This is a genomic window from Arthrobacter sp. R3-55 (assembly GCF_054161505.1).
The window spans coordinates 4402598-4427372 of record NZ_CP096423.1 but is presented as its reverse complement, the minus strand read 5'-3'; the positions used below and the strand labels follow the sequence as shown (position 1 = coordinate 4427372).

The 24775-nt window shown below is 63.3% G+C and carries 24 protein-coding genes and 1 pseudogene; 12 read left to right on the top strand and 13 right to left on the bottom strand.

What is annotated here, in order from left to right; translation table 11 throughout:
- Position 1 precedes the first annotated feature (1 nt).
- Positions 2-2356, top strand: a complete 2355-nt coding sequence (locus tag M1D51_RS20255) for a glycoside hydrolase family 65 protein (RefSeq protein WP_458107801.1) — start codon at positions 2-4, stop codon at positions 2354-2356.
- Positions 2357-2370: 14 nt separating this feature from the next.
- Here the strand turns inward: M1D51_RS20255 and M1D51_RS20250 are convergent, their stop codons facing one another.
- Positions 2371-4038, bottom strand: a complete 1668-nt coding sequence (locus tag M1D51_RS20250; RefSeq protein WP_458107800.1) for a PucR family transcriptional regulator — start codon at positions 4036-4038, stop codon at positions 2371-2373.
- 126 nt (positions 4039-4164) lie between these two features.
- Here M1D51_RS20250 and M1D51_RS20245 point away from each other — a divergent pair, with 126 nt between their 5' ends.
- The 6 genes from M1D51_RS20245 to M1D51_RS20220 all read left to right on the top strand — a co-directional run bounded on the left by M1D51_RS20245 (position 4165) and on the right by M1D51_RS20220 (position 9570).
- On the top strand, positions 4165-5469 hold the full coding sequence (locus M1D51_RS20245; RefSeq protein ID WP_458107799.1) for an alpha-hydroxy acid oxidase: 1305 nt from the start codon (positions 4165-4167) through the stop codon (positions 5467-5469).
- Positions 5470-5479: 10 nt separating this feature from the next.
- Complete coding sequence (locus M1D51_RS20240; protein WP_458107798.1) at positions 5480-6418, top strand: ABC transporter substrate-binding protein; 939 nt, start codon at positions 5480-5482, stop codon at positions 6416-6418.
- Between the two features lie 67 nt (positions 6419-6485).
- Complete coding sequence (locus M1D51_RS20235; RefSeq protein WP_458107797.1) at positions 6486-7409, top strand: amino acid ABC transporter permease; 924 nt, start codon at positions 6486-6488, stop codon at positions 7407-7409.
- On the top strand, positions 7409-8173 hold the full coding sequence (locus M1D51_RS20230) for an amino acid ABC transporter ATP-binding protein (protein ID WP_458107796.1): 765 nt from the start codon (positions 7409-7411) through the stop codon (positions 8171-8173). Before M1D51_RS20235 ends, M1D51_RS20230 begins: the two co-directional genes overlap by 1 nt.
- A 68-nt stretch (positions 8174-8241) precedes the next feature.
- Positions 8242-8622 (top strand): RidA family protein, encoded by a 381-nt coding sequence (locus M1D51_RS20225; RefSeq protein ID WP_458107795.1) that lies wholly within the window; start codon positions 8242-8244, stop codon positions 8620-8622.
- Positions 8623-8796: 174 nt separating this feature from the next.
- On the top strand, positions 8797-9570 hold the full coding sequence (locus tag M1D51_RS20220; protein WP_458107794.1) for a sigma-70 family RNA polymerase sigma factor: 774 nt from the start codon (positions 8797-8799) through the stop codon (positions 9568-9570).
- A 34-nt stretch (positions 9571-9604) separates the two neighbouring features.
- On the opposite strand, the gene M1D51_RS20215 is transcribed toward M1D51_RS20220, so the two are convergent.
- Entirely contained in the window at positions 9605-10009 is a 405-nt protein-coding gene (locus M1D51_RS20215) for a hypothetical protein (RefSeq protein WP_458107793.1), read from the bottom strand.
- Between the two features lie 146 nt (positions 10010-10155).
- Complete coding sequence (locus M1D51_RS20210; RefSeq protein ID WP_458107792.1) at positions 10156-10485, bottom strand: hypothetical protein; 330 nt, start codon at positions 10483-10485, stop codon at positions 10156-10158.
- A 114-nt stretch (positions 10486-10599) separates the two neighbouring features.
- Between M1D51_RS20210 and M1D51_RS20205 the strand changes: the two genes are divergently transcribed.
- Positions 10600-11217, top strand: a complete 618-nt coding sequence (locus M1D51_RS20205; protein ID WP_458107791.1) for a hypothetical protein — start codon at positions 10600-10602, stop codon at positions 11215-11217.
- A 62-nt stretch (positions 11218-11279) separates the two neighbouring features.
- Here M1D51_RS20205 and M1D51_RS20200 read toward each other — a convergent pair whose 3' ends face one another.
- Together M1D51_RS20200 and M1D51_RS20195 are read right to left on the bottom strand one after the other, a co-directional pair.
- Positions 11280-12773, bottom strand: a complete 1494-nt coding sequence (locus M1D51_RS20200; protein ID WP_458107790.1) for an MFS transporter — start codon at positions 12771-12773, stop codon at positions 11280-11282.
- 86 nt (positions 12774-12859) lie between these two features.
- Positions 12860-13348, bottom strand: coding sequence for a MarR family winged helix-turn-helix transcriptional regulator (locus M1D51_RS20195; RefSeq protein WP_458107789.1), 489 nt, complete (start codon positions 13346-13348; stop codon positions 12860-12862).
- Positions 13349-13413: 65 nt separating this feature from the next.
- Between M1D51_RS20195 and M1D51_RS20190 the strand changes: the two are divergent.
- The 3 genes and pseudogenes from M1D51_RS20190 (at position 13414) to M1D51_RS20180 (ending at position 15756) form a co-directional block, all read left to right on the top strand.
- Positions 13414-13955, top strand: a pseudogene (locus M1D51_RS20190) (hypothetical protein).
- A gap of 286 nt (positions 13956-14241) precedes the next feature.
- Positions 14242-15360, top strand: coding sequence for a PheS-related mystery ligase SrmL (gene srmL / locus M1D51_RS20185; protein ID WP_458107788.1), 1119 nt, complete (start codon positions 14242-14244; stop codon positions 15358-15360).
- A gap of 60 nt (positions 15361-15420) precedes the next feature.
- The gene (locus M1D51_RS20180; protein WP_172324460.1) at positions 15421-15756 is read left to right on the top strand and encodes a hypothetical protein; all 336 of its coding nucleotides are present in this window, start codon (positions 15421-15423) and stop codon (positions 15754-15756) included.
- A gap of 66 nt (positions 15757-15822) precedes the next feature.
- Here M1D51_RS20180 and M1D51_RS20175 read toward each other — a convergent pair whose 3' ends face one another.
- Both M1D51_RS20175 and M1D51_RS20170 read right to left on the bottom strand, forming a co-directional pair.
- Positions 15823-17370, bottom strand: coding sequence for an HNH endonuclease (locus M1D51_RS20175; RefSeq protein WP_458107787.1), 1548 nt, complete (start codon positions 17368-17370; stop codon positions 15823-15825).
- 115 nt (positions 17371-17485) lie between these two features.
- Entirely contained in the window at positions 17486-18301 is an 816-nt protein-coding gene (locus M1D51_RS20170; RefSeq protein ID WP_458107786.1) for a tryptophan-rich sensory protein, read from the bottom strand.
- 111 nt (positions 18302-18412) lie between these two features.
- On the opposite strand from M1D51_RS20170, the gene M1D51_RS20165 reads away from it, so the two are divergent.
- On the top strand, positions 18413-18943 hold the full coding sequence (locus M1D51_RS20165; protein WP_458107785.1) for a MarR family winged helix-turn-helix transcriptional regulator: 531 nt from the start codon (positions 18413-18415) through the stop codon (positions 18941-18943).
- Here the strand turns inward: M1D51_RS20165 and M1D51_RS20160 are convergent.
- From M1D51_RS20160 to idi, 6 genes are read right to left on the bottom strand one after another with little or no spacing between them, the layout of a single operon-like run.
- Complete coding sequence (locus tag M1D51_RS20160) at positions 18938-20161, bottom strand: prenyltransferase (RefSeq protein WP_458107784.1); 1224 nt, start codon at positions 20159-20161, stop codon at positions 18938-18940. The genes M1D51_RS20165 and M1D51_RS20160 overlap by 6 nt on opposite strands.
- Complete coding sequence (locus M1D51_RS20155; protein ID WP_458107783.1) at positions 20158-20514, bottom strand: lycopene cyclase domain-containing protein; 357 nt, start codon at positions 20512-20514, stop codon at positions 20158-20160. Before M1D51_RS20155 ends, M1D51_RS20160 begins: the two co-directional genes overlap by 4 nt.
- Entirely contained in the window at positions 20514-22166 is a 1653-nt protein-coding gene (gene crtI, locus M1D51_RS20150) for a phytoene desaturase family protein (RefSeq protein WP_458107782.1), read from the bottom strand. The genes M1D51_RS20155 and crtI overlap by 1 nt, the downstream gene beginning before the upstream one ends.
- Positions 22163-23086: a phytoene/squalene synthase family protein gene (locus M1D51_RS20145; RefSeq protein WP_458107781.1), complete on the bottom strand. Its 924-nt coding sequence runs from the start codon at positions 23084-23086 to the stop codon at positions 22163-22165. Before M1D51_RS20145 ends, crtI begins: the two co-directional genes overlap by 4 nt.
- Positions 23083-24177 (bottom strand): polyprenyl synthetase family protein, encoded by a 1095-nt coding sequence (locus tag M1D51_RS20140; RefSeq protein WP_458107780.1) that lies wholly within the window; start codon positions 24175-24177, stop codon positions 23083-23085. Before M1D51_RS20140 ends, M1D51_RS20145 begins: the two co-directional genes overlap by 4 nt.
- Complete coding sequence (gene idi, locus M1D51_RS20135; RefSeq protein ID WP_458107779.1) at positions 24174-24770, bottom strand: isopentenyl-diphosphate Delta-isomerase; 597 nt, start codon at positions 24768-24770, stop codon at positions 24174-24176. The genes M1D51_RS20140 and idi overlap by 4 nt, the downstream gene beginning before the upstream one ends.
- Positions 24771-24775 lie beyond the last annotated feature (5 nt).

Here is a 24775-nt window from a genome sequence, read left to right as displayed (position 1 = left end):
CATGGCACTCATCAGCTCCGATCGGCTGCGCTTCCCCTGCGAGCCCTGGAAGCTCGTGGAGAACATCCACGTCCCCGGTGACGAGGGGACACTGGAAACGTTGTTCGCACTTGGCAACGGCCACCTTGGCATCCGCGGCTCGCACTCGACAGCGGGCGACGGCGAACTTCCCGGCACGTTCATCAACGGATTCCACGAAATCTGGGACATCAAACATGCCGAGAATGCGTACGGTTTTGCGCGGACCGGCCAGCGGATTGTCTACGTTCCGGATGCCAACAATTTCACGGTTTCCATCGATGGCGAAGCCCTGAGCCTGGCGGAGTCTGCCGTGGTTGACTACCACCGCAGCGTCGACTTTTCCACAGGCATATACGAAGAATCCATCACGTGGGCCTGCCGCTCGGGCGCTACCGTCACCACCGTAGAGCGCCGCGCGGTGGGGTTCGATTCGCGCGGGTGCCTTGGCCTTGAACTGTCGCTGACAGCTGACCGGGTGGTATCCGCGGACATCACCTCCGGCGTCGTGAACCGCCAGGACCAGCCTGTGGAGGACCACTCGGCCCACGACCCCCGCCGTTCCGGACGGCACGCCGGCCGCGTCCTCCTGCCGCTCCACCTGCAAGGCGCCGATGGCTCCCTTCGCCTCGCGTGGGAGACCTCGGAATCGCGCCAACGCGTGGCCATGGCCGTGGATCACTGGATTTCCGCCGAAGGCCAGCCCTTCGAAACCCTGGTGGGGGAGGACGACTCGTCCGTCCGCTACGTTCTGGCAATCCACGACGGCGAGACGTTCCGTTTGGAGAAAACGGTCAGTTACGTCGTCGCCGGTTCCTCGGACGCCGAAGACCGCGGCGAAAGCCTGGCAGCCGACGCCGAAGCGAACCTGGTGCCGTTCGCCGACATCCTGGCCCAAAGCAAAGCGCACTACAACGAATACTGGACCACGGCCGACATCCTGATCGGCGGCCAGCCGGAGATGCAGCAGGCGGTCCGATGGGGCCTGTTCCAGCTGGCCCAGGCCACCGCCCGTGCAGGAGTGGCCGGTATCCCGGCCAAGGGTGTGAGCGGTTCGGGCTACGAAGGCCACTACTTCTGGGACCAGGAAATCTACCTCCTGCCCTACCTGACGTACACCAACCCCTGTGGTGCCCGGAAGGTCCTGGAATCCCGCCACGCCATGCTGCCCGACGCGCGGGTGCGTGCCAAAGAGCTCAGCGTTGACGGCGCACTGTTCCCCTGGCGGACCATCAACGGCCTGGAAGCCAGCGCCTACTACGCCGCCGGTACGGCCCAGTTCCACATTGCCGCGGCCATCGCTTTCGCGGCCAACCGGTACGAGTGGGCCAGCGCAGACGCCACCTTCCGTGGGGAACTGGGTGCCGACCTGCTGATCGAGACCGCACGTATGTGGGCCTCGCTGGGCTTCTTCGGCAAGGATGGCATGTTCCACATCCACGGCGTCACCGGTCCGGATGAATACACCGCCGTGGTCAATGACAACTTGTACACCAACGTGATGGCGCGCTTTAACCTTCGTGCCGCCGCGGCATTGGAGCACGAGGGCATTGCCGATACCGAGCGTTTGGTGTGGCGCCAGGCAGCTGAACGGATGTTCCTTCCGTACGATCCCCACCTGCAGCTCCACAGCCAGGACAACGATTTCATGACCTTGGAGCCGTGGGACTGGAACACGCCCAAGTCCAAATACCCGCTGCTGCTGAACTTCCACCCGCTGGTGATCTACCGGCACCAGGTCCTCAAGCAGGCCGATACTGTGTTGGCGATGTTCCTCCAATGGCAGGACTTCTCAGCCGAGGAAAAGCAGCGCGCATTCGACTTCTACGATCCCATCACCACCGGTGACTCCACCCTGTCCGCCTGTGTCCAGGGCATCATGGCCGCCGAGGTGGGGTACGGGGACGTCGCGCTGCAGCACTTTACCGAGGCGCTGTTCATCGACCTGGACAACTCGCACGGCAACACGATCGACGGCGTCCACATCGCCTCCACCGGAGGGATCTGGAGCTCCTTGGTCTGCGGCTTTGCCGGCATGCGGGACCAGGGAGAAGTGCTGCGTTTCGATCCGCGCCTGCCCGTGGAATGGGAGGACCTGTCCTTCCGGCTCAAGGTCCAGGGCCGCCTGCTGGCCGTTGACCTGGCGCAGGGTTCCCTGGCGCTCACACTCGTCTCCGGGGCTGACTACAGTGACGAACCGCTGACCGTGAACGTGCGGGAGGACGTTGTGACCGTAGGTACGGACACCGTCACGGTGCCCCTGGAAACAGTGCCCGTGCCGCCGCCGTCGATCTTCCCCAGCCTCTTCCCGACGGCGGGACTTCCGATTATTCGGTAACTTCCGGCCGGGAGCTATGTGGAGGAAAGGTCCATGGTGGTCAGGCGCAGCCACAGCCACAGCCGTTTCTGCGGATCCGCCAGGTCAAGGTTGAAATCCTCGGCCAGGCGGGTCACGCGGTACCGGACGGTGTTGTTGTGGACGTGAAGCCGGGCGGCCATGGCTGAGATGTTTCCGTTGCTTTCAAGATAGGCGCGGAGGGTATCCAGGTAATCTGTTTGCTGCTCGGCATCCCTGCCCTGGATTCGGGCGATTTCGTCCGTACCGCCCAATCCGTTCTCCTCAATGAACGCCCCTATCTTGAGCAGGTTCAACGGGATCTGGAAGTCCTCATAGAGGGCAACTCCCGGTACTTTGCCTTCGCTCCGGGCCCTTCCAGTGCCACCTTGTTTTCCGTCGCGCGTATGCAGGTTCAGCAGGTGGTTCAGTGTCTGGACTGCCTCGGACCTGGACCGGGGCAGGTCCTCGATGCCATCGGCGATGCCGCCCACGGTGGCGATGACGGAGTAGGAACTGATGGTGTGTGAGTACGCCTGTATTTCCTGGATGAGCCGCCCGTGCACCGCCCGGGGCGAGGTCCCTTTGCAGGGCAGGATCGCGTAGACCACTGAGCCGAGCAGGGCACTGTGCCCCGTGCCGAATTGCACGGTGCACACCGTGGTCACCAAGTGCAGGAGCCGGTGGATATCGCGCACTGATTCCAGGCTTCCGGACTCCGGGCGGACAATCGAAAAGGCGGCCACTGCCAGCCCGTTCGCGGTGTCCAAGCCCAGCTGGGCGGCGGCGAAGATGGCATGCGGAGTATCATCCATGAGCGTCCGGATGAGGTCAGCGTTGCGGCGCTCCCCGAAGTCGGAGGCAGAGCGGGCATGCAGCATGTGCAAGCCCGCCAGCGGAGCCATCCGGTCCAGCGCATTGAGGGCCGCAGCCCGGTTCTCCTCGCCGGGGTCGATGATCCAGATGGAGCCCAATAGCTCCCCTCCAGCCCGGACGGCCAGCGCAAGGCGGGCCATGCCGTCGTCGGGCGCCGGCACCAGGACCGCTCCAGGGGCGGCGTAGACAATCTTGAAATCCTGGTCGAACGCCGGCGGGGTGGTCTCTTCCAAAGTCAGGGTAGTGATGCGCCGGAGCTCATCAATGGGCTGGCCCGGCAAGGTTGAATAACCCAGGATGCGGCCCAGCGGATCCACGATGCTCGCGGCGCCGTTGGTGATGGAGGCCGCGGCGTTGGCGAAAGCGTAGAGGTCTCCCAGTCGGACCCCGGCCACGGAGTCGGCGGCTGCTCCCATGACGGATGCCCTGGCCAATGCCACCAGCCGTGTCCAATCGGCGTCGTCCGGCGCCACCAGGACGGACAGGCTGTAGCAGACGGCCGCGGAACGGAGTTGCTCCATCTTTGCGCCGTGGGCTTTGACGATCACGGCGGCGGCGTTGCTGTTTGCTGCCCTGTGGAGGAGCTGATCGAAATCCGGAGAGCCGTAGGTGCACCCGACGGCAAGGATGATGCGGTCATCCACGCTGGACCAGTGGTCCAGGGGATCGTACATCAGCACGTCCGATACCGGGTGCCCGAGGTTCTCCGGAGTGGGGTTGGCATGGACCAGATCCGCTTGCATCAGCTGGATGCAATCGGAGAGCCGCACCGCCGATTGTTGGATCCCGGGTTGCTGGGCTGCGTCCATAGCTGGACGTTATCACAAGGGGTATTGGCATCTTGTGGAGGAATTCACATATAGAGCGAGTGAGATCTGCGTCACTATTGGGAAAGGAGCCGGGCGGCAAGCCCGGCAGGACCGCAGAGGACAACCATGAAACTCAAAGACATCAAGGCGCTCGCCTCGGTGCAGGGACCGGCCCGCTCCACCGCGGAGCGGCTGGCCCGGAGATGCTTCAGCGTGGAGGACATGCGGAAACTCGCAGCCAGGCGGCTGCCCCGGAGCATCTTCGAATACATCGAAGGCGGAGGCGAGGACGAGGTCTCGCTTCGGCGCAATGTGTCTTCCTATGAGGACTGGTCCTTCCTTCCCAAATGGGGATCGGTGGACAACTTCGACCTCAGCTCAACACTCCTTGGCGGTCCGGTCTCCATGCCAATCACGCTCTCGCCCACCGGCGGCACCCGGCTGTTCCACCCCGAGGGTGAATCCGCGGCAGCCCGGGCAGCGCTCGCCGAGGGCATTCCCTATGGGCTGGCCCATCTCAGCACCACCACCATGGAAGATGTCAGTGCTGCAGCGCCGGGACTTCGGCGATGGTTCAACCTGGAACCCACCCCGGACAAAGGACTGCTGCAGGCCGTCCTGGACAGGGTGTCCGCTGCCGGCTATGAAGCCCTGCTGGTCAATGTTGACTGCCGGGCCATCGGCCACCGCGAGCGCGACTACCGCAACGGGTTCACCGCACCCCCGTCCATCAAGCCGAAAACGGTGGTGGAGGGAATGCTGCACCCTGCTTGGGCGCTGGGGTTCCTGGCCAACGACGCCATAGCTTTCCCCAACCTGGATGCGGACATTCCGGACGGCCCCCTGGCCAGTTCCCCGGACATGTGGCGCACGCTGCTGGCCGGTTCCTACGAGCCCACGGATTGGGACGACATCCAGGACCTGCGGGAACGCTGGAACGGGCCCATCATCCTGAAGGGCGTCGTCAACCCGAACGACGTCGCGCTGGCTGTTGCCCTTGGCATCGACGCCATCCAGGTCAGCAACCACGGCGGACGGCAACTGGACCATATGGCAGCTCCGCTGGATGTCCTTCCGGACATCGTGGAGAGGGCTGCCGGGCAGGTGGAAATCATCGTCGACGGCGGCATCCGCCGGGGTTCGGATGTGGTTAAGGCGCTGGCACTGGGTGCCGATGCCTGCTCCATCGGGCGCCCCTACCTTTACGGGCTGGCGGCCGCCGGCGAAGCCGGCGTGGCTCACGTCCTAAAAATGTTCCGATCCGAAATGACCCGCACCATGATGCTCCTCGGAGTATCCACCATCCAGGAACTGCGGGCGGAAGGCCGGGAATTGATCCGGCACCGCAACGAAGCCTTCACCCGCACCCCATCCACACCCACCCAGTTCGCCCCCACCCCCGCGGCCGCTCCCACGGCCTTTCACATCTGAGGACTCCCTGATGAAGAATGTCTCCGCCCCAAAACTGCCCCAACGTGCCTTACCTTCCGTCGTCGCAACGGCAGCGATCCTGCTGGCAGTGACGGCATGCACCCCCGCCGGCAACACCTCGACGTCCGGCCCCTCAGGCGGCACTGCAGCCGGCACGGGTGTGCCCGCGCTGGAAGTGAACCAAGCCGCCGTCGAGCTCCTCCCGGAATCCGTCAAGACATCCAAGGTGCTGCGCGTTGCCATCCCCACCAATGAGCAGCCGACGCAGTTCTACCGCGAAGGTACGCAGGAAATGACCGGGACCAACCCGGACGTGGCCCGCCTCATCGGCGAGGTATTGGGTGTCAAAGTAGACATCCACGTGGCCAACTTCGACTCCATCATTCCGGGCCTGGCGGCTAACCGTTACGACATGACCGTGTCTTCCATGACCCCTACGGAGAAGCGCATGGAAGTCCTGGACTTTGTTGACTACATGCAGATCGGCAACGGGATTGCCGTGCCCAAGGGCAATCCCGCAGGCATCAAGGATGAAAACGCACTTTGCGGCAAGAAGGTTGGCTTGTTGACCGGCTCGTACCAGTTGACCGTCAACGTTCCTGACTACGACGCTGCCTGTGCCGCCGCCGGCAAGGAGGCCATCCAGAAGAGCGAATTCCAGGACACCCGGCAGGCAATCTCGGCGCTGGGCAGCGGACGCCTGGATACTGTGCTGGCAGACTCGCCGATCCTGAATTTTGCTGCCACGCAGAACCCCCAAATCGAGATCGCCCACACCTACGAGTTCGCTCCCGTGGGAGTTGGCGTGCCGAAGGAGTCCGGCCTGGTGAAATCCGTCTCCGCCGCGCTGGATGCAGTGATTAAGAGTGACTCGTACATCAAAGTCCTCGGGAAGTACGGGCTGGAGACCAGTGCCATCACCGAAGCCCGCGTCAACTTTGCCCAGTAGTTGAATTCGAACCCCGTAGTTGAATTCGAACCCAGTAGTGAAAAATCCCGATCAAGAGACGGTGGCTATGCAGCAGCAACCCTCAAAACCCGATACCAAGGAGCCAGCTGCGGCGGCTTCCGGTGACTCGATTCCTGTGGTGCCGTTGAGGCATCCGGTCCGTTTGGTCCTGGCTGTGGTTCTCATCCTGGTGGCACTGAGTGCTGCATGGGATGTGGCGGTAAATGAACGTTACCGATGGGACGTGGTGGTGTCCTATCTGTTCGCCCCGCAGATCATTGCCGGTGCCGGCCTGACAATCGTGCTCACTGTGGTGTCCATGACAGTTGGTATTGCCCTGGGCACGCTGTTGGCGATCATGAGGCTCTCCGACAACCCCATCCTGAGCACCATCAGCCGGGGTTACATCTGGTTCTTCCGGGGCACGCCCCTGCTGGTCCAACTGATTTTTTGGTACAACATCGCGGCACTCTACCCGGTGATTGCCTTCGGTCTTCCGTTCGGTGGGCCGTCCCTGGTCCTGGGATCGGCCAACGTCCTGATCTCCCCGCTCGGGGCCGCGCTCCTGGGATTGTCCTTGAACGAGGCAGCGTACATGGCCGAGATCATCCGTGGTGGGATCGGCTCCGTGGACAAGGGCCAGTACGATGCCGCCCGCGCCTTGGGCATGAGCGGTGGAAAACTCATGAAGCGGGTGATCCTGCCGCAAGCGATGCGTGTGGTGCTGCCGCCCACTGGCAACCAGGTCATCTCCATGCTGAAGGGCACCTCCCTGGTGAGCGTCCTGGCGATTTCCGATCTTCTCTACTCGGCGCAGATCATCTATGCAAACAACTACCAGACCATTCCACTGCTCATTGTTGCCAGCCTTTGGTACCTGCTCATGACCACCGTCCTGAGCTTCTTCCAAAACAAACTCGAACGCAGATACGGCCGTGGCTTCGACTCAGCACCGCGACGGACCCGCAAGCCCAAGACAAGGACAGCATGATGACTACTGCAATGGTGGAAGCCCGCGGAGTCCGGAAGAACTTCGGTGTCATCGAAATCCTGAAAGGCATTGACCTCAGGGTTGAAAAGGGATCCGTGACCTGCCTGATCGGCCCATCCGGTTCCGGCAAGACCACGTTCCTGCGGTGCATCAACCACCTCGAAAAAGTCGACGCCGGCAGGCTCTACGTCGACGAGCACCTGGTGGGTTACACCGAGCGCAACGGGAAGCTTTACGAAATGAAGGAGCGCCAGACGGCCCGCTCCAGGCTCAACGCCGGCATGGTGTTCCAGCGCTTCAACCTTTTCCCGCACATGACCGTGCTGGAGAACATCGTCGAAGCACCGGTGCACGTTCTTGGCCGCCCCCGCCGTGAAGTGGTGGTGGAGGCGCAGGTGCTGCTGGACCGGGTGGGCTTGGGCAACCGAGGCCATTCCTACCCCCAGGAGCTTTCCGGAGGGCAGCAGCAGCGCATCGCCATTGCCAGGGCGCTGGCCATGAAGCCCAAGCTGATGCTCTTCGATGAACCCACTTCAGCGCTTGACCCGGAGTTGGTGGGCGAAGTCCTGGACGTGATGAAGTCCTTGGCGGAGGCGGGAATGACCATGGTGGTGGTCACTCACGAGCTCGGCTTTGCCCGGCAAGTAGCCGATCAAGTGGTGTTCATGGATGGCGGTGTGGTGGTGGAAAGTGGCCCGCCCGAGCAAGTCCTGGGCAGTCCACGGCGCGAACGCACCAAGGCGTTCCTCTCCAAAGTCCTGTAACCGGCAACCCCGTTTCAGTGTGCGTTCTTCAGCACACATCCCCTCATCTCACGAAAGGCATCACCCACATGACGCGTCACCAGGTGGTCACCGACCTCGCACCCACCCCGGCCGGGCCCTATTCCCAAGCCATTGTGGCCAACGGATTCCTGTACACCGCAGGCCAGACGCCCCACGATCCCATGACGGACGAGCGTGTAGGGATCACCATTGAAGAACAGACCATCCGGACCATGGAGAACCTGGCCAAGGTACTCGGCGCGCACGGCCTGGACTTTTCCCACGTCGTTAAGGCGACCGTGCATCTGCACCACCCCCGGCGGGACTTCGACGGTTTCAATGCCGTCTACGAAAAGTACGTCGTAGCCCCTTACCCGGCCCGGACCACGGTTGGTTCGTTCCTGGGCGACTTCCTGGTGGAGATCGACGTCGTAGCCGCCATCCCGTAACCATCCGCCCCCATTAGGGGGCCACCCCGGCACCCTTCACGCGGCCCCGTCCGATGCATGTCAGATGAGCATTGGGCGGGGTCCCCCTTGACTGCGCCCTCATCACGGTTTCGCAGCAGCAACTGAAGTTCCTTCCATGCCTGATCCATGCCATTTATACTGCGAAAGGCCGTCATGTCAGCACAAGCCCTGCCCTACCCAAACCGCGGCGACCCTGCTTCCGCGGAACCACTCAGCGACCAACAACTGCTGGCTTTGGTTCGTGGCGGTGACGTTGCCGCTTTCGGCGAACTGTTCATCCGTTACCGGCGGGTGGGAGGGTTCGTGGCCCGCGCGGAATCAGACAACCCCAGCGATGCCGCAGACATCGTGGGTGAAGCGTTCGCCGCAGTCTTCCAAGCGATCATGGAGGGCCGCGGTCCGATCGAGTCCTTCCGTCCCTATCTGCTAACCACAATCCGGCGGATGGCACACCGGAAGAATTTGAAGGCAACGCGGATGGTCATGGTCGATTCCAACACCGTGGACGCCTTGGCCTTAGCCGGAGACGACCACGTCCTGGGTACCCACGAGTCCATCGTCTTGGTGCGCGCCTTTCGGAAACTTCCCAAGCGTTGGCAGGATGTGCTCTGGTACGTCGACGTTGAAGGACTGAAACCCGCCCAAGCAGGCCCGTTACTGGGGTTGGCCCCGAACGCCCTCTCCGCCCTGGCCATTCGGGCACGTGAAGGCCTCCGTCAGGTGTATCTGCAGGAGCATGTCGGCGAGGCAACTGTTCAGTCCTGCACGGAGTACCTGAGGTACCTGGGCAGGTATGTTCGGAACGGCCTGAGCGGAAACGCCCAAGTAAGGGTCCGGCAGCACACTGAACGCTGCCCCCACTGTTCAGCCGTTCTCACGGAGCTCCGCGAGCTCCAGGCTTCCATGCGGGGCACGAAGAACAAGTAACTGACCAAGGCGTGGCAGCAAAGACTGTGCAGTGCTACCCCATCTCAGGGCTGACGTGATCCTCGCCGACATCCTGGTTCGCCAGGGCAGCCTGGCTGCCGCCCGATGCCTGGTTGGCCAACAAACGCCGGCGCTCCAGCTCGCAGTTGATCAGATCCAGCAATGCCTGGGCTGGTTCGGACAAGTGATGTGTGTCCGGTGAGCCGAGTTGGTCGCAGTGAATGAGGACGTGGCGGATGCGTTCCAGTTCACGGGATGGCACCAACGGCCAGCGGTGGAACAACTGCCGGACGGCAAGCGCTCCGAGGAGGGCATCGGGCTTGTGCGCCGTACTGTGGGTTCCGTGCTGGGCTGCTGCCCTGCGTCTGGCAATACTGGCCGCGGAGAGCACGACGCCATGGGCCATGAGATTCTCGGCCTTGAGTGAGTTCGGGGCCATGGGGGACCTCCCCGGGGTAGAGCGAAGGAAGCCGTTTGCCTGACTATGAAATTAGCTTACAGAATGTGAGTTATGTCATGTCAATCGTTACGTGAGATCGCCGCCGTCGTGCCCTAATATTCGTCCGGAGCGGGCATGCGCCCGCGTCAAAAGCCGCGCCGGACCGCCGCTTTGTCTTGATCGAAGTGATGCCGGGCCCGGCGGAGAAAGCTGCCGAGCGCCTCTGTTTCCGACTCGGTGCGAAGTATTGAGAAGTCCATGATCCCAGCGCGCTCGTCAGTGTCCCACACGCGCCAGCCCGTGCCGTCACGGTCGATCCAAGCCGAAAGTTCGGCGCGGCCGGTCCGACCGAACCAGTTTGCGGTTGCCACGCGAAGTGTGGCCAGATATTCCGCTACCCTCGCCATGGTCAGGGATTCGGGGTCCGCCAGCAGCTCGTCCAAGCCGTGCAGGTAGTGCAGCTCTTTATTGTGCATGATCCCAGTATCCTTCGGGTTGCGGCGGGATCCGGTCATTGCCTGCTGCCCACATGCCAGGGCCCGTCGGCGGGTCGGCCTCGAATTCAAAACCAAAGAACACATAGTGGAGCAATGAGCCGCGCGAACCGACCCATCACCCAAGTTGCCATAGTTGCCGTTGTCCTTCTCGCCCTCATCTCGTGTGCCGCTCCGGTGCCTTTGCGCGATCCGCCCTCCCGGTCCATCCCGCACGACGCGGACACCGGGCAGACTCTTGCAGAAGCCCGCGAGGCCGTAGAGGCAGTGCCCGGAATTTCCGTCACCCGCTTTGCCGGCGGAGGACCACCGAACGTGAAGGGAAACACCGGGTACTCGGTGGCGTTCACGATCGAACCCGGATACACCCTGGTTTCCGGCGACTTGCTCATCGACTACATCGTCCGCAACGTTTGGGCTGTGGGGGAAGGGTACATGCCGAACACCCAGATTCAGATCAGCTCGCGCACGGCTGACGGGGAGCCTTTCTTCGACCTGGCAGCTGCAGCCGTTGGTTCGGCCTGGCTCAACCCAAAGGCTTCCTTCACCCCTTCGCAACACAGCACCGTCGTCATTCCACTCAGTGCTGAGGACCCCGAGGGGGCCCGCAACCTCATGAACTTCAAGCGGGACGGTTCCTGGCCGGGCGTCATCCCTAAACCGCTCCCGGATGGCACCACCCGCTTGGTAAATTCCCCCGCCGCAGCGAGATAGCGGCCGCACCTGATACTTGCCGCGGCGCCGGCACCCGCTACGGGGTGACGGCGCCCATGCTGCTAGCCCAGGTGGACGTGCGGGGTCTCGCCCGCTCCGCTGAAGGTCTTACGGTCGATCCTGATCAGGAGAAGTGCGATCGGTACGATCAAAACCGCTACCCCGGCCGCCCAAAGGAACACCATGGAGTAGCCCGACGTCAGAGCTGCCAGGGGCTCGCCGCCGACGGCAACGGTAGCTGCGGCTGCAATGGCACTGAAGAGGGCGATGCCCAGCGAGCCGCCGATTTGCTGTGATGCGTTGACTAGGGCGCTGGCTACCCCGGCGTCGTCCTTGTCCACGCCGAAGAGGGCCAGGTTCTGCATGGGGACGAAGACAAGGCCCAGTCCCATGCCCATCAGGATCAATGCAGGCAGCATATTCACCGCGTACGTTCCGTCCGGCGTGACCTGGGTGAGCCACAGCATGGCTGCTGCCATGAAGACCGGGCCGAGGGCGCTCGGAATTTTGGCGCCCAGCCTGGGCAGGTTCTTTGCCACGATGCCCGCCGTGATGATCAGCACCACCGTCATGGGCAAGGATGCGATTCCGGCCGCGAACGGCGCGAACCCCAGGACGATCTGGAGGTAGAAGTTGATGAACAGGATGCCCCCGATCAGCACGGCTCCAGCAAGGAAGGATGCCAGGAAGGCAGCGGCGCGGTTGCGTTCGGTGGCCACGTGCAGCGGCAGCAGCGGGTTTTTGACCTTGCGTTCGACGGCGACGAACAGGACCAGCAACAGCACACCTGCCGCGATGAAGCCCCAGGATTCCACTGCACCCCAACCATGTTCGGCGTTGGCGAAGCCGTAGACCAGGGAGCCCAAGCCCAAAGCGGCAAGAACGACGCCGGGCCAGTCGTATTTGGTGGAGCCTCCGGCTTTGCTTTCGCCCACCAGCGCCCACACGCCAATGAGTGCGACGATCGCGATGGGGACGTTGACGAAGAAGCACCACCGCCACGAGACGAACTCGGTCAGGAAGCCACCCAGCAGGACTCCCACCGCTGCGCCCACGCCGCTGATGGAGCCGAAGATGGCGAAGGCGGTCCCGCGATCCTTACCGCCGGGGAATGCCACCGTCAGGAGTGCCAGGGCTGCCGGGGCGAGGAGTGCTGCGAAGATACCCTGAAGTGCACGGGCCCCGATCAGTTCCCAGGGCTGCTGGGCCAATCCGCCGATGAGCGATGCCACGGCGAAGCCCGCCGAGGCTGTGATGAAAGTCCGCTTCCGTCCCCAAAAGTCCGAGATCCGTCCGCCCAGCAGGAGGAAGGCGCCGAAGACCAATGCGTATGCAGTGACTACCCAGGACCGGGTGGAATCGCTGATACCCATTTCCATTTGGAGACGGGGGAGTGCCAGGTTCACGATGGTTCCATCAAGGACCACCATGAACTGAGCGAGGGCCAGGAAAGGCAAGGCCCGCCAACCGATGCTCTTGCTGCCTTTACCGCCCGGCGGGGTTCCGGTGCTCGTTGGGGCTTGAGCGCCCGATGTCCCTAGTACTTGTGATGCCACGCGTCACCCATTCTTGAAAGTAGTAATACTTATAAAATTATAAGTACTTCCGATAAGCGCCGTAAGCGATTAAGAGGTGACATGCCTTACGTGCCGCTTGAGCGGGGATGAGGCTGCGGAAGCGAAGCTTCGGGCTCTGAAAGGAACGAAGCCAGCCGCTCCAACGCCGGAAGGCTCGCCGCGATCTGCGCACGTTCTTCCGGGAGCAGGCGGGCGCTCGCGGCAATAAGTGCCTCAGCCCAAGCACCTTCCAAGAGCGACTTGATCCGGCGGGACTCCTCGGTGGGATGGAGGGAAACGTACCGTTTGTCCGAGGCGTCCTTCACGCGCGTCACCAGGCCCGCCGCGACGAGCTCGCGCAATTGGGAGCTGACGTTGCTCAGCTGCCGGCCAAGTCTGGCCGCCACCTCGGCTACCGTGACGCCCGGATGGCTTTCAACAACACGGAGGATCTCCAACACGCCGTTGGAGATCGGGCGGAGGCCCGTCTCATTGAGCGACTTGCGGCGAATATCGGAGGAGATGTCAATCATGCAGACGGCCAAGGCCTTGTGGTCCACAGTCTCTTCTCCCATCCCTCAAGCATAGGTGGGCCGGCGCCTCTTCAATCTGCCTGCCAACGGCTGCAATACTCGCAATCATGATCAACCAGCAAGAGCTCTGGGACCATGACGCCGCCCAACGGTACGACACACCCGGGCAGGGGATGTTCGCCCCTGAAGTGCTTGGCCCCACGGTGAAGGTCTTGTCGGAACTCGCCGCGGGAGGAACCTCCTGACGCAGGATGAGCAGGTCCGTTGCTTCCAGAACGCTGCCCGCCATCTGGCTCCCGGAGGCCGGTTCGTCGTCGAGCTCTGGGTGCCGCAGCTGCGTTCACTGCCGCCCGGGCACGGTGGGACGGTGGAAGTGAGCCAGCCCGGGTACCTTCTGGTGGACACCTACGATGTTCTTCGGCAGCACGTCATCTCACACCATGTACAGTTCGGCCCCGAACTTTCGGAGGGGCGCGAGGCACGGATTGATCGGACTCCACACCGCTACATCTGGCCCGCCGAACTCGATCTCATGGCGCGGATAGCCGGCTTTGAGCTCGAAACCCGGTGGGCCGACTGGGACGGCAGTGAATTCACTGCGGGGTCGCGCAGCCACGTGTCGGTGTACCGGCTACTGACCCCCGGATGACCTGACGCTGACCCCAGGATGACCTGACGCGCAGCATAGCCGGATGGTTTGCGGGAGGACGTCCCGGCGCAATCCCGTCAACAAGCATCCCGGAGTTTGGAAAAGCACTTCAGGCCTGTGCCGGCATCCCGGTCCGGGGTATAGTCGGCGCATGCTTTCAACGCGTCGATTTACCTGCCCCCGACCGGTCTCCGGTCGTGAGGGCTGGATGGCGCGCGCCTAGGTCCTGGCGGCGGAGCGGCTCGGGGGAGGACACCCCGCTCTCTCCAAACCTTAAGGACCAGTCATGCCTGCTTACCTCACCCCGGACGAGCTCCACCAATCGCTGATAGTCAGGGACCTATCCAACCCGGACCATGGACCGCATTCCATGCAGACCCTTCTGCGGGACGTGACCGCCGCCTTGCATCACCGGTGGAATGTGCCCGAAAAAGTCATCCGCCACAGCCCCTTGGTCAGTATCGCCGACAACTACGATCACTTGGGATTCAGTCCCGCGGATGTCACCCGGGACCAGCGATACTCCCGTTATGTCAGCCCTACCGTCATGCTGCGTAGCCACACATCGGCTTCCATCCCTGCCCTCTTGCGGGAGCTTGATTCATCTCACCGCCTGGACGAGCTCTGGGTGATCCCGGGCCTGGTGTACCGCCGCGATTCCATTGACCGCACCCACGTGGGCACGCCCCATCAAGTGGACTTGTGGCGCGTGAGTTCTACGTCTGAACTGGGCGGCGACCATCTGCACGAAATGGTTACCACCTTGGTGGCAGGGGTGTTACCGTGCGCTGAGTGGCGCGCAGTTCCCGCAGCGCATCCTTATACGCGGAAGGGCTTGCAGATTGACGTCCGTAAGGACGGCGAATGGCTGGAACTGGCGGAGTGCGGGCTCATGGCCCCGAAGCTTTTCCTGGACGCAGGCCTGGACCCGCGCAAATGGTCGGGCCTGGCGCTGGGTATGGGGCTGGACCGTGCCCTCATGCTGCGCAAAGGCATCCCCGACATCAGGTTGCTCAGGTCTAAGGACCCCGGGATTCAACAGCAATTGCTGGACCTGTCGCCGTGGAAACCCTCCTCCAGGATGCCGTCCATTCGCAGGGATCTCTCCATAGTTGTCGATGGGGAAATGGACGGTGAATTGCTCGGTGACCGGGTTCGTTCGGCTTTGGGGGAGCGGGCTGACGATCTTGAAAGTGTGGAGTTGTTGGCAATGACGCCGTGCCAAGACCTTCCGGCGGCAGCGCGGGAGAGACTCCGTATCCGGGATGGACAGTCGAACGTGCTCATTCGGATGGTGATGCGTCCGCTTGCGAGGACAATGACCGATCCAGAAGCAAACCAGGTCCGGGATGACGTGTATTTGGCACTGCATGAAGGCCCGGTCAAGGAACTCATTGCGGGCTAGGCCAAGGAGCGGTGCGTGAGGACATGCCCGGCGTTATTGGCGGATTGCTAGGCTGGACCCATGACCCGTCGCCTCGCTCTCCTGTCCGCCGTACCCGTTTTGCTGTTGCTCGTCGGTTGCGGAGCCGTGGAGGAAGCAGCCAGCAGTGCAGCCAGTGACGCCGCGTCCAAGGTGGCCACCGCAGCCGCCGATGAAGTAACCAAGCAGATCTGCGCAGTGGTCCAGGACGGATTGGTGGGCGTCGAGGATAAGCAGGTGCTCGCTGGCCTGGTCACCGCCGCCGATGCTGCAGGCGTTCCGTCTGATATCACTACACCTCTTCGTCAAATCGCCGAAGCCGGAGATCAAGTACCGGCCGAGTCCGTGCAGGCATTGAAGGACGCCTGCCCGGCATAGCAGGTGTTGGCATGCTGCTGTGTGCCTCGTTCGACTGTGCTGCATTTAGTTTCGACTGTGCTGCTGTTAGTTCTTCCGGACGTGCTGAGCGCGTAGGTGCTGCAGGTGCTGTGGGGGTTCCGCTGTAGGCAGGCTGATGTGCGGCGTCGGTGACGGTGCGTCCTCGTGCCCCGGCAGAGGCGGCGCTTTCGACTGATAGATGTGTCCGGTAGGAGTCCGGACTTCCAAAGTGTGCGTGTTGCCGGTGTGCGTGTTGCCGCGGGGAACTTGGGTGCTCCACCCCGGGTTCTCCTTGGTGTGATTGCAGGCCTCGCACAGCCCCGCGCCGTTGTTCAGGGTGGTGGCTCCGCCCTCGTGCCACGGCACCACGTGGTCCAGATGCCTGATGGGGGCATCGCAGTACGGGGTTCGGCAGGTGTGGTCACGGGTCTCGATGAAACGGCGTAATCGTTGTGGAAAGATCCTCGCTTTCGAGTCCATTGTCAGGAGTTCTCCACTTCCCGGGGCGGTGTACAGACGCCGAATCAGGACTCGGAACTCTTGCTGCTCCGCAGCTTCCGCATCCTGCTGGCTACGGCTTGTGGACCCAGTCTGCGATTTGGTCCCTGTCTGCGATTTGGTCCCGGGTTGCACTTTGGTTCCGGGCTGCACTTTTGGCCCTGATGGACCGTCGGTCAGGAGGACTCTCGCCCATTCAGCGGGGACGATTCCGTAGCCTTGGATGCGGGCGGGTTCGCTGTCTCCTTGAAAGAGGGTGCGATCTGTCATGACCAGTTGAAGGTCGATCCCCGCGATCCCTCCCGGTGTTCCGGTGACGCGTTCAACTAGGGTGTCGGCCATGATCTGTCCACGGTTTCGGGTGTCGCCGGTCGAGCGGGCTGAATCTGCGTGTCGGCTAAGGGCCGCGTAGGCGGCGACGCCTTGAGCCACTGGAAGCAGAGCGGTGAGGATTGTCATGGTGTCCGGAGCCGGGCGAAGACTGACCCTACGTTCTGCGGCGGCATGGCTTGCCCTCTGGGCGACGGAACGTGGATCACGCCTGTATGCGGAAGCTTTCGCAGCAGCGATGATGCTCCGGTCCCCGGCTCCGTTGAAAGTACCCGTGTCCGGTGCCAGTTCTGCATCCACCGCAGAACGGTCTTCAACACTGAGACATGCAGTTTCCTTGACCAACAGCGTGGCGCGCCACTCATTGAGCTGACCTGTTTGGAGGGCGGCCATGGTTCGCGGCATCTCGTTGACAAGAGCCTTGGCGAGTCCGAGCAGCCGCGACCCGCGATTCGGTGACTCGCGCCGGGCCAGAGCCAGCTGTGCAGCGACTCCACGGCCCTGCTCCGCCGTGGGCATACCGGCTTTGGCCTGCTCCCGGCGCTGAGCCAGATCCAACGCGACAGCTGCCTTGGCCTGCCGGGCGGTGATGGCCGACTTCAGGTCTTCGAGGGCTCGAATCTCCGTGACCAGTTCGCCACTGCTCGCGCTGAGAGGCAACGAACCAACGGCGGCTGCCAGGGTTCCTAAGGTGGGAAGGGGTTGAGCCGTTTCCCATGGCATGGAAGCATCGGCCGCCAAGGGCGTGACCTTGACGCCCGCTTGGCTGGTCCGAATCTGATCCATATCCCCACTCTTCCAGTCGGGAGAAGGGGTTATCAGTCCTGAATTGGTCTATGTGGAAAACCGCGGGAGCTGCGAAAAGAGCCGCACTACCAAGGCGCTACCCCCGCACGCACCGCTACAGGGCCCGGACGCCCCGGCCGGAGGCCCCAGCCAACAGCGCCCGGGTCCGCACCGTGATGGCGGCACCGAGAACCAGGGCAGCAGCGACGGCCGCTGCGACCGCCGTCGGGAATGACTCGGGTGCATCGGCACTGCGGCCGACGGTGATCCAGACAAGACCCCACGCGATGGCAGCTGCGAGGGCGAGCCGCCCGTGGCCCTTGATCGCCAAGGCAATGCCCACCAAGGCCACCACCACCAGGACGGCTACAGACCAGACCTCGGGCCGCAACCCGAAGCCCCCAAACCCTGAGGCCTTTAAAGCAGCAGCAATGTTGGCGCAGACGGCCACGCTGGTCCAGCCCAGATACAGCCCAAGGGTCCCGTCCACCACCACGGCCTCCACCCATGAGCCTGCACGGCTTTGGCTGTAGCGGAGGAAGGCCAGAATCAAAGTCACCAGCAATGCCAGAATCACCAGCACACTGCCCGCGAGCCAGCCGGCCTGCACGGACAAGATCCACGCCGCGTTGAGGATCATTGAGGCGGCAACTATCCATCCCAGCGACCTCTGCCGGGGACTGGTCCGCTGGGCGGGCAGCCATTGCCACACCGTGAAAGCAACCAGGCCGGTGTACACCACGGACCAGATGGAGAAGGCCGGGGTGGCGGGCGCCAGGAGGGTTGAGTCGGCGGCCAACGCGCCGCCGGCTGCCTGGGCGATCGGCGTCCCACCGAACACTCCGACGCCGATCATCGAACCAACAATGCAGATCACCAAGCTGAGGGTGACTGCGATCTGCCGCTTTAGATCTGAGCTGCGGGTTGCCATATGCTGAGCCTCTTTCCTTGCCGGATGTGCGGAGTCATGCATTCACGGGGTGCGTGACTTACTATCAAATTGCTAGTGAAACAAGCTTTACGTTAATCAAAGGAATACCGAATGGATTCGGAAGGCCACGCAAAGGGCTATTGGTACGGCAAAGACCCAGGTCAGAAGGCCATTGCCATTGACGTACTGAACGCCTTGCGGGACTACCGTGCCTCCGAACAAGCGATGCGCCGAAGGACCCGGTCTTCCATGGGAATGGGCGAGAAAGACCTGCTGGCCCTGCGCTACCTGTTTGAAGCCGAGGCTGACGGCAAAGTGATGAAACCCAAGGATTTGGGCGACAAGCTGGGAATAACGTCAGCGTCCATGACCACCCTGATTGACCGTTTGGTGGAGTCCGGCCATATCCGGCGGGAACCGCACCCCTCGGATCGGCGTGCCCTGATTTTGAAAGCAACGCCGGGTTCGGACCAGGAAGTCCGGCACACCTTGGGCGGGATGCACCGCCGGATGCTGGATGCGGCGTGCGCCTTGAGCCCGGAGGAGTCGCAGGTGGTGGTGGGTTTCCTGCAGCACATGCGGGAGGCCTTGGACACGATCGACGAAGAGCCGGAAGGACCCGAGGAACCACCCCGGTCATGACGTGAGGCTCCATTGCAGGATGAAAATGAGCGTCACCAGGAATCCTGACCCGTAGTTGAGCCGGATGAACCGCCGCCACGCCACATTGGTGCGTGCCGCCGTCGTATCCGTGACGTTCCAGTGAGGCGCGCAGTTGACGATGTACGGGATGGCGATGATCGCCGCGAGCGGCCCGGGCCATGGCGTGGCCAGCATCGCCAGTCCCGCAACAAGCCACAGCACGACGGCGAGCCTCACCGTCTTGCGCGCACCGATCACTGTCGCTATGGATCCGATGCCCGCCTGGCGGTCGGGTTCAATGTCCTGGACGGCGCCGAAAGCGTGCGCAGCCATGCCCCACAGGAAGAAGGCCGCCAGCAGGATGATCAACCCCGGCGTCACGTTGGCCCCGGCCAGCGCGAGTCCGACGACGGCGGGACTGACAAAGTGGGTGCTGGACGTCAGCGAGTCCAAGACCGGGCGTTCTTTGAAGCGAAGCCCTGCCACGGAGTAGGCCACCACAGCGAAGGCACTCACGCTCAGGCTGATCCAGGCGGCAGGCCCGCCGGCCAATGCCAGCACCAGCAGGAACGGAACGTTGGTGACAGCGGCGAGCCACAGCATGGGCCGGTGCAGGTGCGGCTGGAGGAGCGCGCCTTCGATGCCGCCCTTGCGGGGGTTCTTGAGGTCCGATTCGTAATCGAAGACGTCGTTGATCCCATACATGGCCAGGTTGTAGGGGATCAGGAAATAGAAAGTGCCTACGATCAGGACCCAGTCGATCTCGCGGGTGGTCAAAAGCATGGCGGCCGCAAACGGGTAGGCGGTGTTGATCCAACTGACCGGGCGGGATGCCAGCAGGGCTTGAGGGACCAGGCCTTTGAAGCGGGCAGGGCCTGCAAGGCCCCCTGAATCGGAACCGGCGCCTTTTCGCTTGCGCGTCAGCCACATCCACAAACCGGGAAGCGCCACGACCCCTGCCAACGGGTAAGCGAAGTCCTCGATCGGAGCGAGCCCTACCTTGACGCCGAGGATATGCGAGGCATCGTAGTGGAAGAGTTCCATGCCGATCATGACGGAATCAAAGACCGCTGTCAGGATGGCAAGGGCCGCGAACGCCAGGCCCACAGCTTTCCAGTGCTTGCCCGATTCCCCGGGCCGGGCACCTCTACGGGCGAAGAGCACGCCGGCAACGGCTGCTGCGGCGATGAAGGCGAGCGCCAGCCATGAGTACGTCATGCGTTCTCACGCTCCCGTTGCTTCTCCACGCGATGTGCGGGGATCCGGTCGATCAGCCGCCGTGCACCGGTATACAAGACCATGGTGCACAGCACCAGGAACAGCAGGAAGACGGGTTCCTCGATGGGCAGTTCCGGTGCGATCAAAAGTCCTGTTGCAATGGTGCCCTCGCCGCGCAGGAAAATCCCCAGGCCGATTCCGGCCAGGTCCCAGGCAAGAAGGAACAAGACCCCGACGACGGTAACGATCACCGCTGCTTTGGCGTCCCGCCAGAAGAACAGACGGAAGCGGTGATCGAGCAGGAGCATGCACATGATGCCTGCCAGCAGCGAGAGAAGATACAAAACACCCATCAGCCAATCCTGCTGGCTACGGGCCTCACAGTGATAGGCCCGGCACTGTGATCGCCGCGGATCCGCTTCACAACCAGCTCTGCGCTGATCAGGCACATGGGCACTCCGACGCCCGGGGCCGTGGTGGCACCGGCGTAGTAGAGCCCCTGTACGCGCTTGGAGGCATTCTGCGCCCTGAACATGGCGCTTTGTTTCAGCGTATGCGCCGGGCCCAGCATTCCGCCCCGCCAGGAATTGTACTGGTGGGCGAAATCGGCGGGACCGATGGTCTCCCGGACCACGATCCTGCTGCGGAGGTCCGGGATGTTGGCCCACTGGGCGATCTGGTCGATGGCGGCGTCGGCGGTCCGCTCAATGAGGGCGTCCCCGGTGCCGTCGGGGCCACCTGCTCCCAGGTGCGGATCGGCCGGGACCGGAACCAGGACAAACAGGTTCTCATGTCCGTGGGGCGCTACGTGGGGGTCGGTGGCACTGGGTTTGCACACGTAGATGGATGCCGGGTCCGGGATGCTGGTGTTTTCGCCAAAGATGGCGGCGAAGTTCGCCTTCCAATCCCTCGTGAAGAACAAGGAATGGTGGGGGAGCTCCGGCAGGGGACCCTGCACGCCCAGCATTACCAGGACGGCGCCGGGACCGCTGGTGCGGCTCTGCCAGTACTTGTTGTTGTAGCTCCGGTCCCTGACCCCCAGTAACTGGGTCTCGGTGTGGTGGAGGTCTGCGCCGGAAACCACCAGGTCCGCCACGCTGTAGTGCTCAGCGCCGGCAGCGTCGCGCCACTTGACTCCCGTCACCTCCCGGCAGTCCTTTCCGGAAACAGATGGCGGGAGCTTTACGCCATCGAAACGCCCCACCTTCCTGGTCCGTGGTGCCTCCCGCGTGGTGATCTTCAAGGCTTCCGCGCTGGTGTGGATCCTGACCCCGGCGTCCACCGCCAACGCTTCGAGGCGGCCCACGAGCTCCCAAAATCCACCCATGGGATACTGCACGCCGTCGCCCAGGTCCAAGGCGCTCATCAAGTGGTACATGGCGGGGGCGTCGGAAGGATTAGTGCCCAGGAAAACGGCCGGGTATCCCAGGACCTGCCGGAGTACGGGATGTTGGAAGCGTTGGGATACGTACTTATCAAGCGGTGTCAGGAGCAGCTTCGCCAGCTTGGGCAGGCTTCGCAGCACTTCCGGATGAAGCAGTCCCTGCAGCCTGGTGAACGGGTTGTAGAGGAAGAACCGTTCGGCCATCTCCGTGGTGTGCCGGGCGGAGGCGAGATACGAGGTAAGCTCCCCGGCGCTGCCCGGCTCCACCTGCTCGAAGGTCTTCAAAACCTGATCGCTGCCCAACGGGACTGTCAGCGGGTCCGGCCGGACGCCGTCGTGGTTTGGTTCGCTGAAGACGCGGTACGCAGGGCTGAGCGTGCGGAGATCCAACTGTTCGGCCGCGCTGGTGCCGAGGAGTTTGAAGAAGTGGTCGAAAACTCCGGGCATCAGGTACCAGGAGGGGCCGGTATCGAACCGGAACCCGTCCCGCTCAAGGCTGCCGGCGCGGCCGCCCACACGGTCCCGCTGCTCCAGGAGTTGGACCTCGTGGCCTTCATGGGCGAGGAGTGCGGCGGTGGCGAGCCCGGCGATGCCGCCGCCGATCACTACAGTCCGGGTCATCGGTGCAGCTCCATCCAGGTAGAGGCGACGGCACGGGCGGCGAGGCCGGCTTTCACGGCGTCCGGCACCCGGACCCGCGAGCGGTACAGCTCGTCCACCGTGGTCTGCTCGATCTTGTCCGTCAAGGCCTGGAACAGCGCCGACGCGCTCCGGACAGCAGCCCTGGCATCGCGGGGCAGCATTGGAATGACGGCGTTGGCGTCCGCCAGCTGCGCCCGGACGGTCCTGACCCACTCCACCCGGTCATGCTCCTCGAGGTGGTCCGAAGTGCCGAGGTAGTTGCGGCCCAGACGCGAGGTATCGTCCGCCAGATCGCGGAGGAAGTTGATGTTCTGGAAAGCAGCGCCCAGCCGGCTGGCGCCGTACTGCAAAGCCGCGGCATCGGCGTCGTCGATCTTTTCATCCCGCATGAAAACACGCAGGCACATCAGCCCCACCACCTCTGCGGAACCGTGGACGTAGCCATCGTGGGCATCGGCGTCGAAACGGAGCTGCTGTGCTTGCTCCTGAACGGAAGTGGTGGCAGGCGTGCGCTCGCCGAGATCCGTTCGCATGGAGGCAAAGAAGGGATCGATGAGGGCTTCATCGATGCCCGCGGCCCGGGCGGTCTGGGCAAAGGCGTGAATTATGAGGTCGCTGCTGTAGCCGAGCTTGACCGCGCGGTGAGTCTCATCGATGAAGTGGGCCAGGGCGTCGCACTGCTCCTGGTAGCTGAGTCCGGCTTCCGCGGTGACGCCGTCCACGAGCTCGTCCGCCACACGCACCAGTGCGTAGATATTGCGTACGTGCTGGCGGTGCCGGGGCCCCAGCAGCCTGCAGGCCAGGCCGAAGGACGTTGAATAGGCCGCGATTACCTGGTTGGCTGCCCGCTCTGCCGTCCGGGTGAAATGGGTGAACGAGGTATCGGTGGCGAGGCTCATGATTGCCGTCCTTCCAGCTGCCCCGCAAGGTCAAGCAGTACGTTGCGTGCGCCCGCCGGGATGGTGCTTGTGAGCTGATGGTTGAAGGCCGCCAGCTGTTCTTCGATAAGGCCTTGGACAAATGCTTCGGCTCCGCACTCAGTGAGGTGGCGTCGAACGTGCTCGCCGTCCTCGCTATTAAGTCCGGGCCTGCCGAACAGGGGCTCGATATGCGGCCAGGTGCTGGTGGTCCGCGCATGGGCGATGATGGCCGTTTCCTTGCCTTCCCTCAGATCGGAAAAAGGATCCTTGCCGTGGCGGCGCGGATCCCCGAAAGTGGACAAAAGGTCGTCCTGGAGTTGGAAGGCCAGGCCCAGGTGCCTGCCTGCGGTAGCCAGCGCAGTCTCGACGGCGAAGTCCGCACCGGCCAGCGCGGCAGCGGCCCGCAAGGGGAGCTCGAACGTATAGGTGGCCGTCTTGTACCCGCACATCACCAGGATGGTGTCGAGGTCCGGCGCTACGACGCCATCGCCCAGCCCCACGTCCAGTTGCTCGCCGGCAACGGTCTCATTGATGGTGTGTTCCAGGAGGTCCAGGAGGCGGAGCCGTAATTCGTGCGGGAGGTCCGCGCGGGCGAAGGACTGGTGGGTTGCGGCCAGCAGCATGTCGCCCATCAGGATCCCGCCGGTCTGGGCCCAATGGAGGGCGCCGTCCGGGCGGGGGAGTTCGCCGGCCTCGGCCAGGAGGGAGCCGATGAGGTTGGGATGCCCGCGGCGGACGAGGTCGCCGTCGATCACGTCATCATGCAGGAGGAAAGCGTAATGGAGAAGCTCGATCGCTGCGGCGATGCTGATGGCAGTTTCGCGGTGGCCGGGTTCGCTGTTCCCCGTGGAGCTGCGCTGCTGGAGGGCGTCGAAGGTTTCCATGAGCAGCAAGGGCCGGACGAACTTGCCGCCCAGCACGTTTTGGCCCGCCAGCGCCCAGAGCCGGGCGAAACTTGGTCCGTACGCTGTGGCGGCGCTTGCCCTTTTACCGATCAGTCCGGTCAGCTCGTTTTCGATGGCACCGCAGAGGTCGGTGCGGCTGCGAACGGCTCCGGAGGTGACGGTCATGCTTTGGCTCCGTCATGGGAGTGGGCGTGGGAGTGGGCGCCGTCGTGGGCGCTGTCGTGGAGCGGCAAGGCCCGGGCGTCAAGCAGTTGGGGGAACTGCAGTCCGAGCCATGGGCTGAAAGCAGACGGAGTGTGGGCCAAGGCATCCTCCAGCAGTGCCGGAGAGATCCAGGCCCAGTCAGCAACCTCGGCTGGATTCGGCTGCAGGGGGCCGCTGATCCGGGCGATGAATACCGGGCAGACCTCATTCTCCACGATCCCCGTGGGGTCCACTGCCCTGTACCGGAAGTCGGGGAGCGCCAGTTCGATCCTTTTGGCGTCCACCCCGAGTTCGAACTGTGCGCGGCGCATTACCGCGTCCTCGAACTCCTCGCCTGGCGCAGGGTGGCCGCAGAAACTGTTGGTCCACACTCCGGGCCAGGTCTTCTTTTCCGGTGAGCGGCGGGTCAGGAGGACCTCGCCGGCGTCGTTGAGCAGGTAGCAGGAAAAAGCCAGGTGAAGGGGCGTATCCAGCGTGTGCACTCCCGCTTTTGCTGCCTCCCCAATGGGTGTTCCGGCGTCGTCCAGGAGGACCACCATCTCTGTCGCGTTCATCCTGC

Excerpts from the sequence above, each read along its gene's own strand:
- M1D51_RS20255 (WP_458107801.1), top strand. The coding sequence starts at position 2 with ATGGCACTCATCAGCTCCGATCGGCTGCGCTTCCCCTGCGAGCCCTGG.
- M1D51_RS20250 (WP_458107800.1), bottom strand. The coding sequence starts at position 4,038 with ATGGACGCAGCCCAGCAACCCGGGATCCAACAATCGGCGGTGCGGCTC.
- M1D51_RS20245 (WP_458107799.1), top strand. The coding sequence starts at position 4,165 with ATGAAACTCAAAGACATCAAGGCGCTCGCCTCGGTGCAGGGACCGGCC.
- M1D51_RS20240 (WP_458107798.1), top strand. The coding sequence starts at position 5,480 with ATGAAGAATGTCTCCGCCCCAAAACTGCCCCAACGTGCCTTACCTTCC.
- M1D51_RS20235 (WP_458107797.1), top strand. The coding sequence starts at position 6,486 with ATGCAGCAGCAACCCTCAAAACCCGATACCAAGGAGCCAGCTGCGGCG.
- M1D51_RS20230 (WP_458107796.1), top strand. The coding sequence starts at position 7,409 with ATGACTACTGCAATGGTGGAAGCCCGCGGAGTCCGGAAGAACTTCGGT.
- M1D51_RS20225 (WP_458107795.1), top strand. The coding sequence starts at position 8,242 with ATGACGCGTCACCAGGTGGTCACCGACCTCGCACCCACCCCGGCCGGG.
- M1D51_RS20220 (WP_458107794.1), top strand. The coding sequence starts at position 8,797 with ATGTCAGCACAAGCCCTGCCCTACCCAAACCGCGGCGACCCTGCTTCC.
- M1D51_RS20215 (WP_458107793.1), bottom strand. The coding sequence starts at position 10,009 with ATGGCCCCGAACTCACTCAAGGCCGAGAATCTCATGGCCCATGGCGTC.
- M1D51_RS20210 (WP_458107792.1), bottom strand. The coding sequence starts at position 10,485 with ATGCACAATAAAGAGCTGCACTACCTGCACGGCTTGGACGAGCTGCTG.
- M1D51_RS20205 (WP_458107791.1), top strand. The coding sequence starts at position 10,600 with ATGAGCCGCGCGAACCGACCCATCACCCAAGTTGCCATAGTTGCCGTT.
- M1D51_RS20195 (WP_458107789.1), bottom strand. The coding sequence starts at position 13,348 with ATGGGAGAAGAGACTGTGGACCACAAGGCCTTGGCCGTCTGCATGATT.
- srmL (WP_458107788.1), top strand. The coding sequence starts at position 14,242 with ATGCCTGCTTACCTCACCCCGGACGAGCTCCACCAATCGCTGATAGTC.
- M1D51_RS20180 (WP_172324460.1), top strand. The coding sequence starts at position 15,421 with ATGACCCGTCGCCTCGCTCTCCTGTCCGCCGTACCCGTTTTGCTGTTG.
- M1D51_RS20175 (WP_458107787.1), bottom strand. The coding sequence starts at position 17,370 with ATGGATCAGATTCGGACCAGCCAAGCGGGCGTCAAGGTCACGCCCTTG.
- M1D51_RS20170 (WP_458107786.1), bottom strand. The coding sequence starts at position 18,301 with ATGGCAACCCGCAGCTCAGATCTAAAGCGGCAGATCGCAGTCACCCTC.
- M1D51_RS20165 (WP_458107785.1), top strand. The coding sequence starts at position 18,413 with ATGGATTCGGAAGGCCACGCAAAGGGCTATTGGTACGGCAAAGACCCA.
- M1D51_RS20160 (WP_458107784.1), bottom strand. The coding sequence starts at position 20,161 with ATGACGTACTCATGGCTGGCGCTCGCCTTCATCGCCGCAGCAGCCGTT.
- M1D51_RS20155 (WP_458107783.1), bottom strand. The coding sequence starts at position 20,514 with ATGGGTGTTTTGTATCTTCTCTCGCTGCTGGCAGGCATCATGTGCATG.
- crtI (WP_458107782.1), bottom strand. The coding sequence starts at position 22,166 with ATGACCCGGACTGTAGTGATCGGCGGCGGCATCGCCGGGCTCGCCACC.
- M1D51_RS20145 (WP_458107781.1), bottom strand. The coding sequence starts at position 23,086 with ATGAGCCTCGCCACCGATACCTCGTTCACCCATTTCACCCGGACGGCA.
- M1D51_RS20140 (WP_458107780.1), bottom strand. The coding sequence starts at position 24,177 with ATGACCGTCACCTCCGGAGCCGTTCGCAGCCGCACCGACCTCTGCGGT.
- idi (WP_458107779.1), bottom strand. The coding sequence starts at position 24,770 with ATGAACGCGACAGAGATGGTGGTCCTCCTGGACGACGCCGGAACACCC.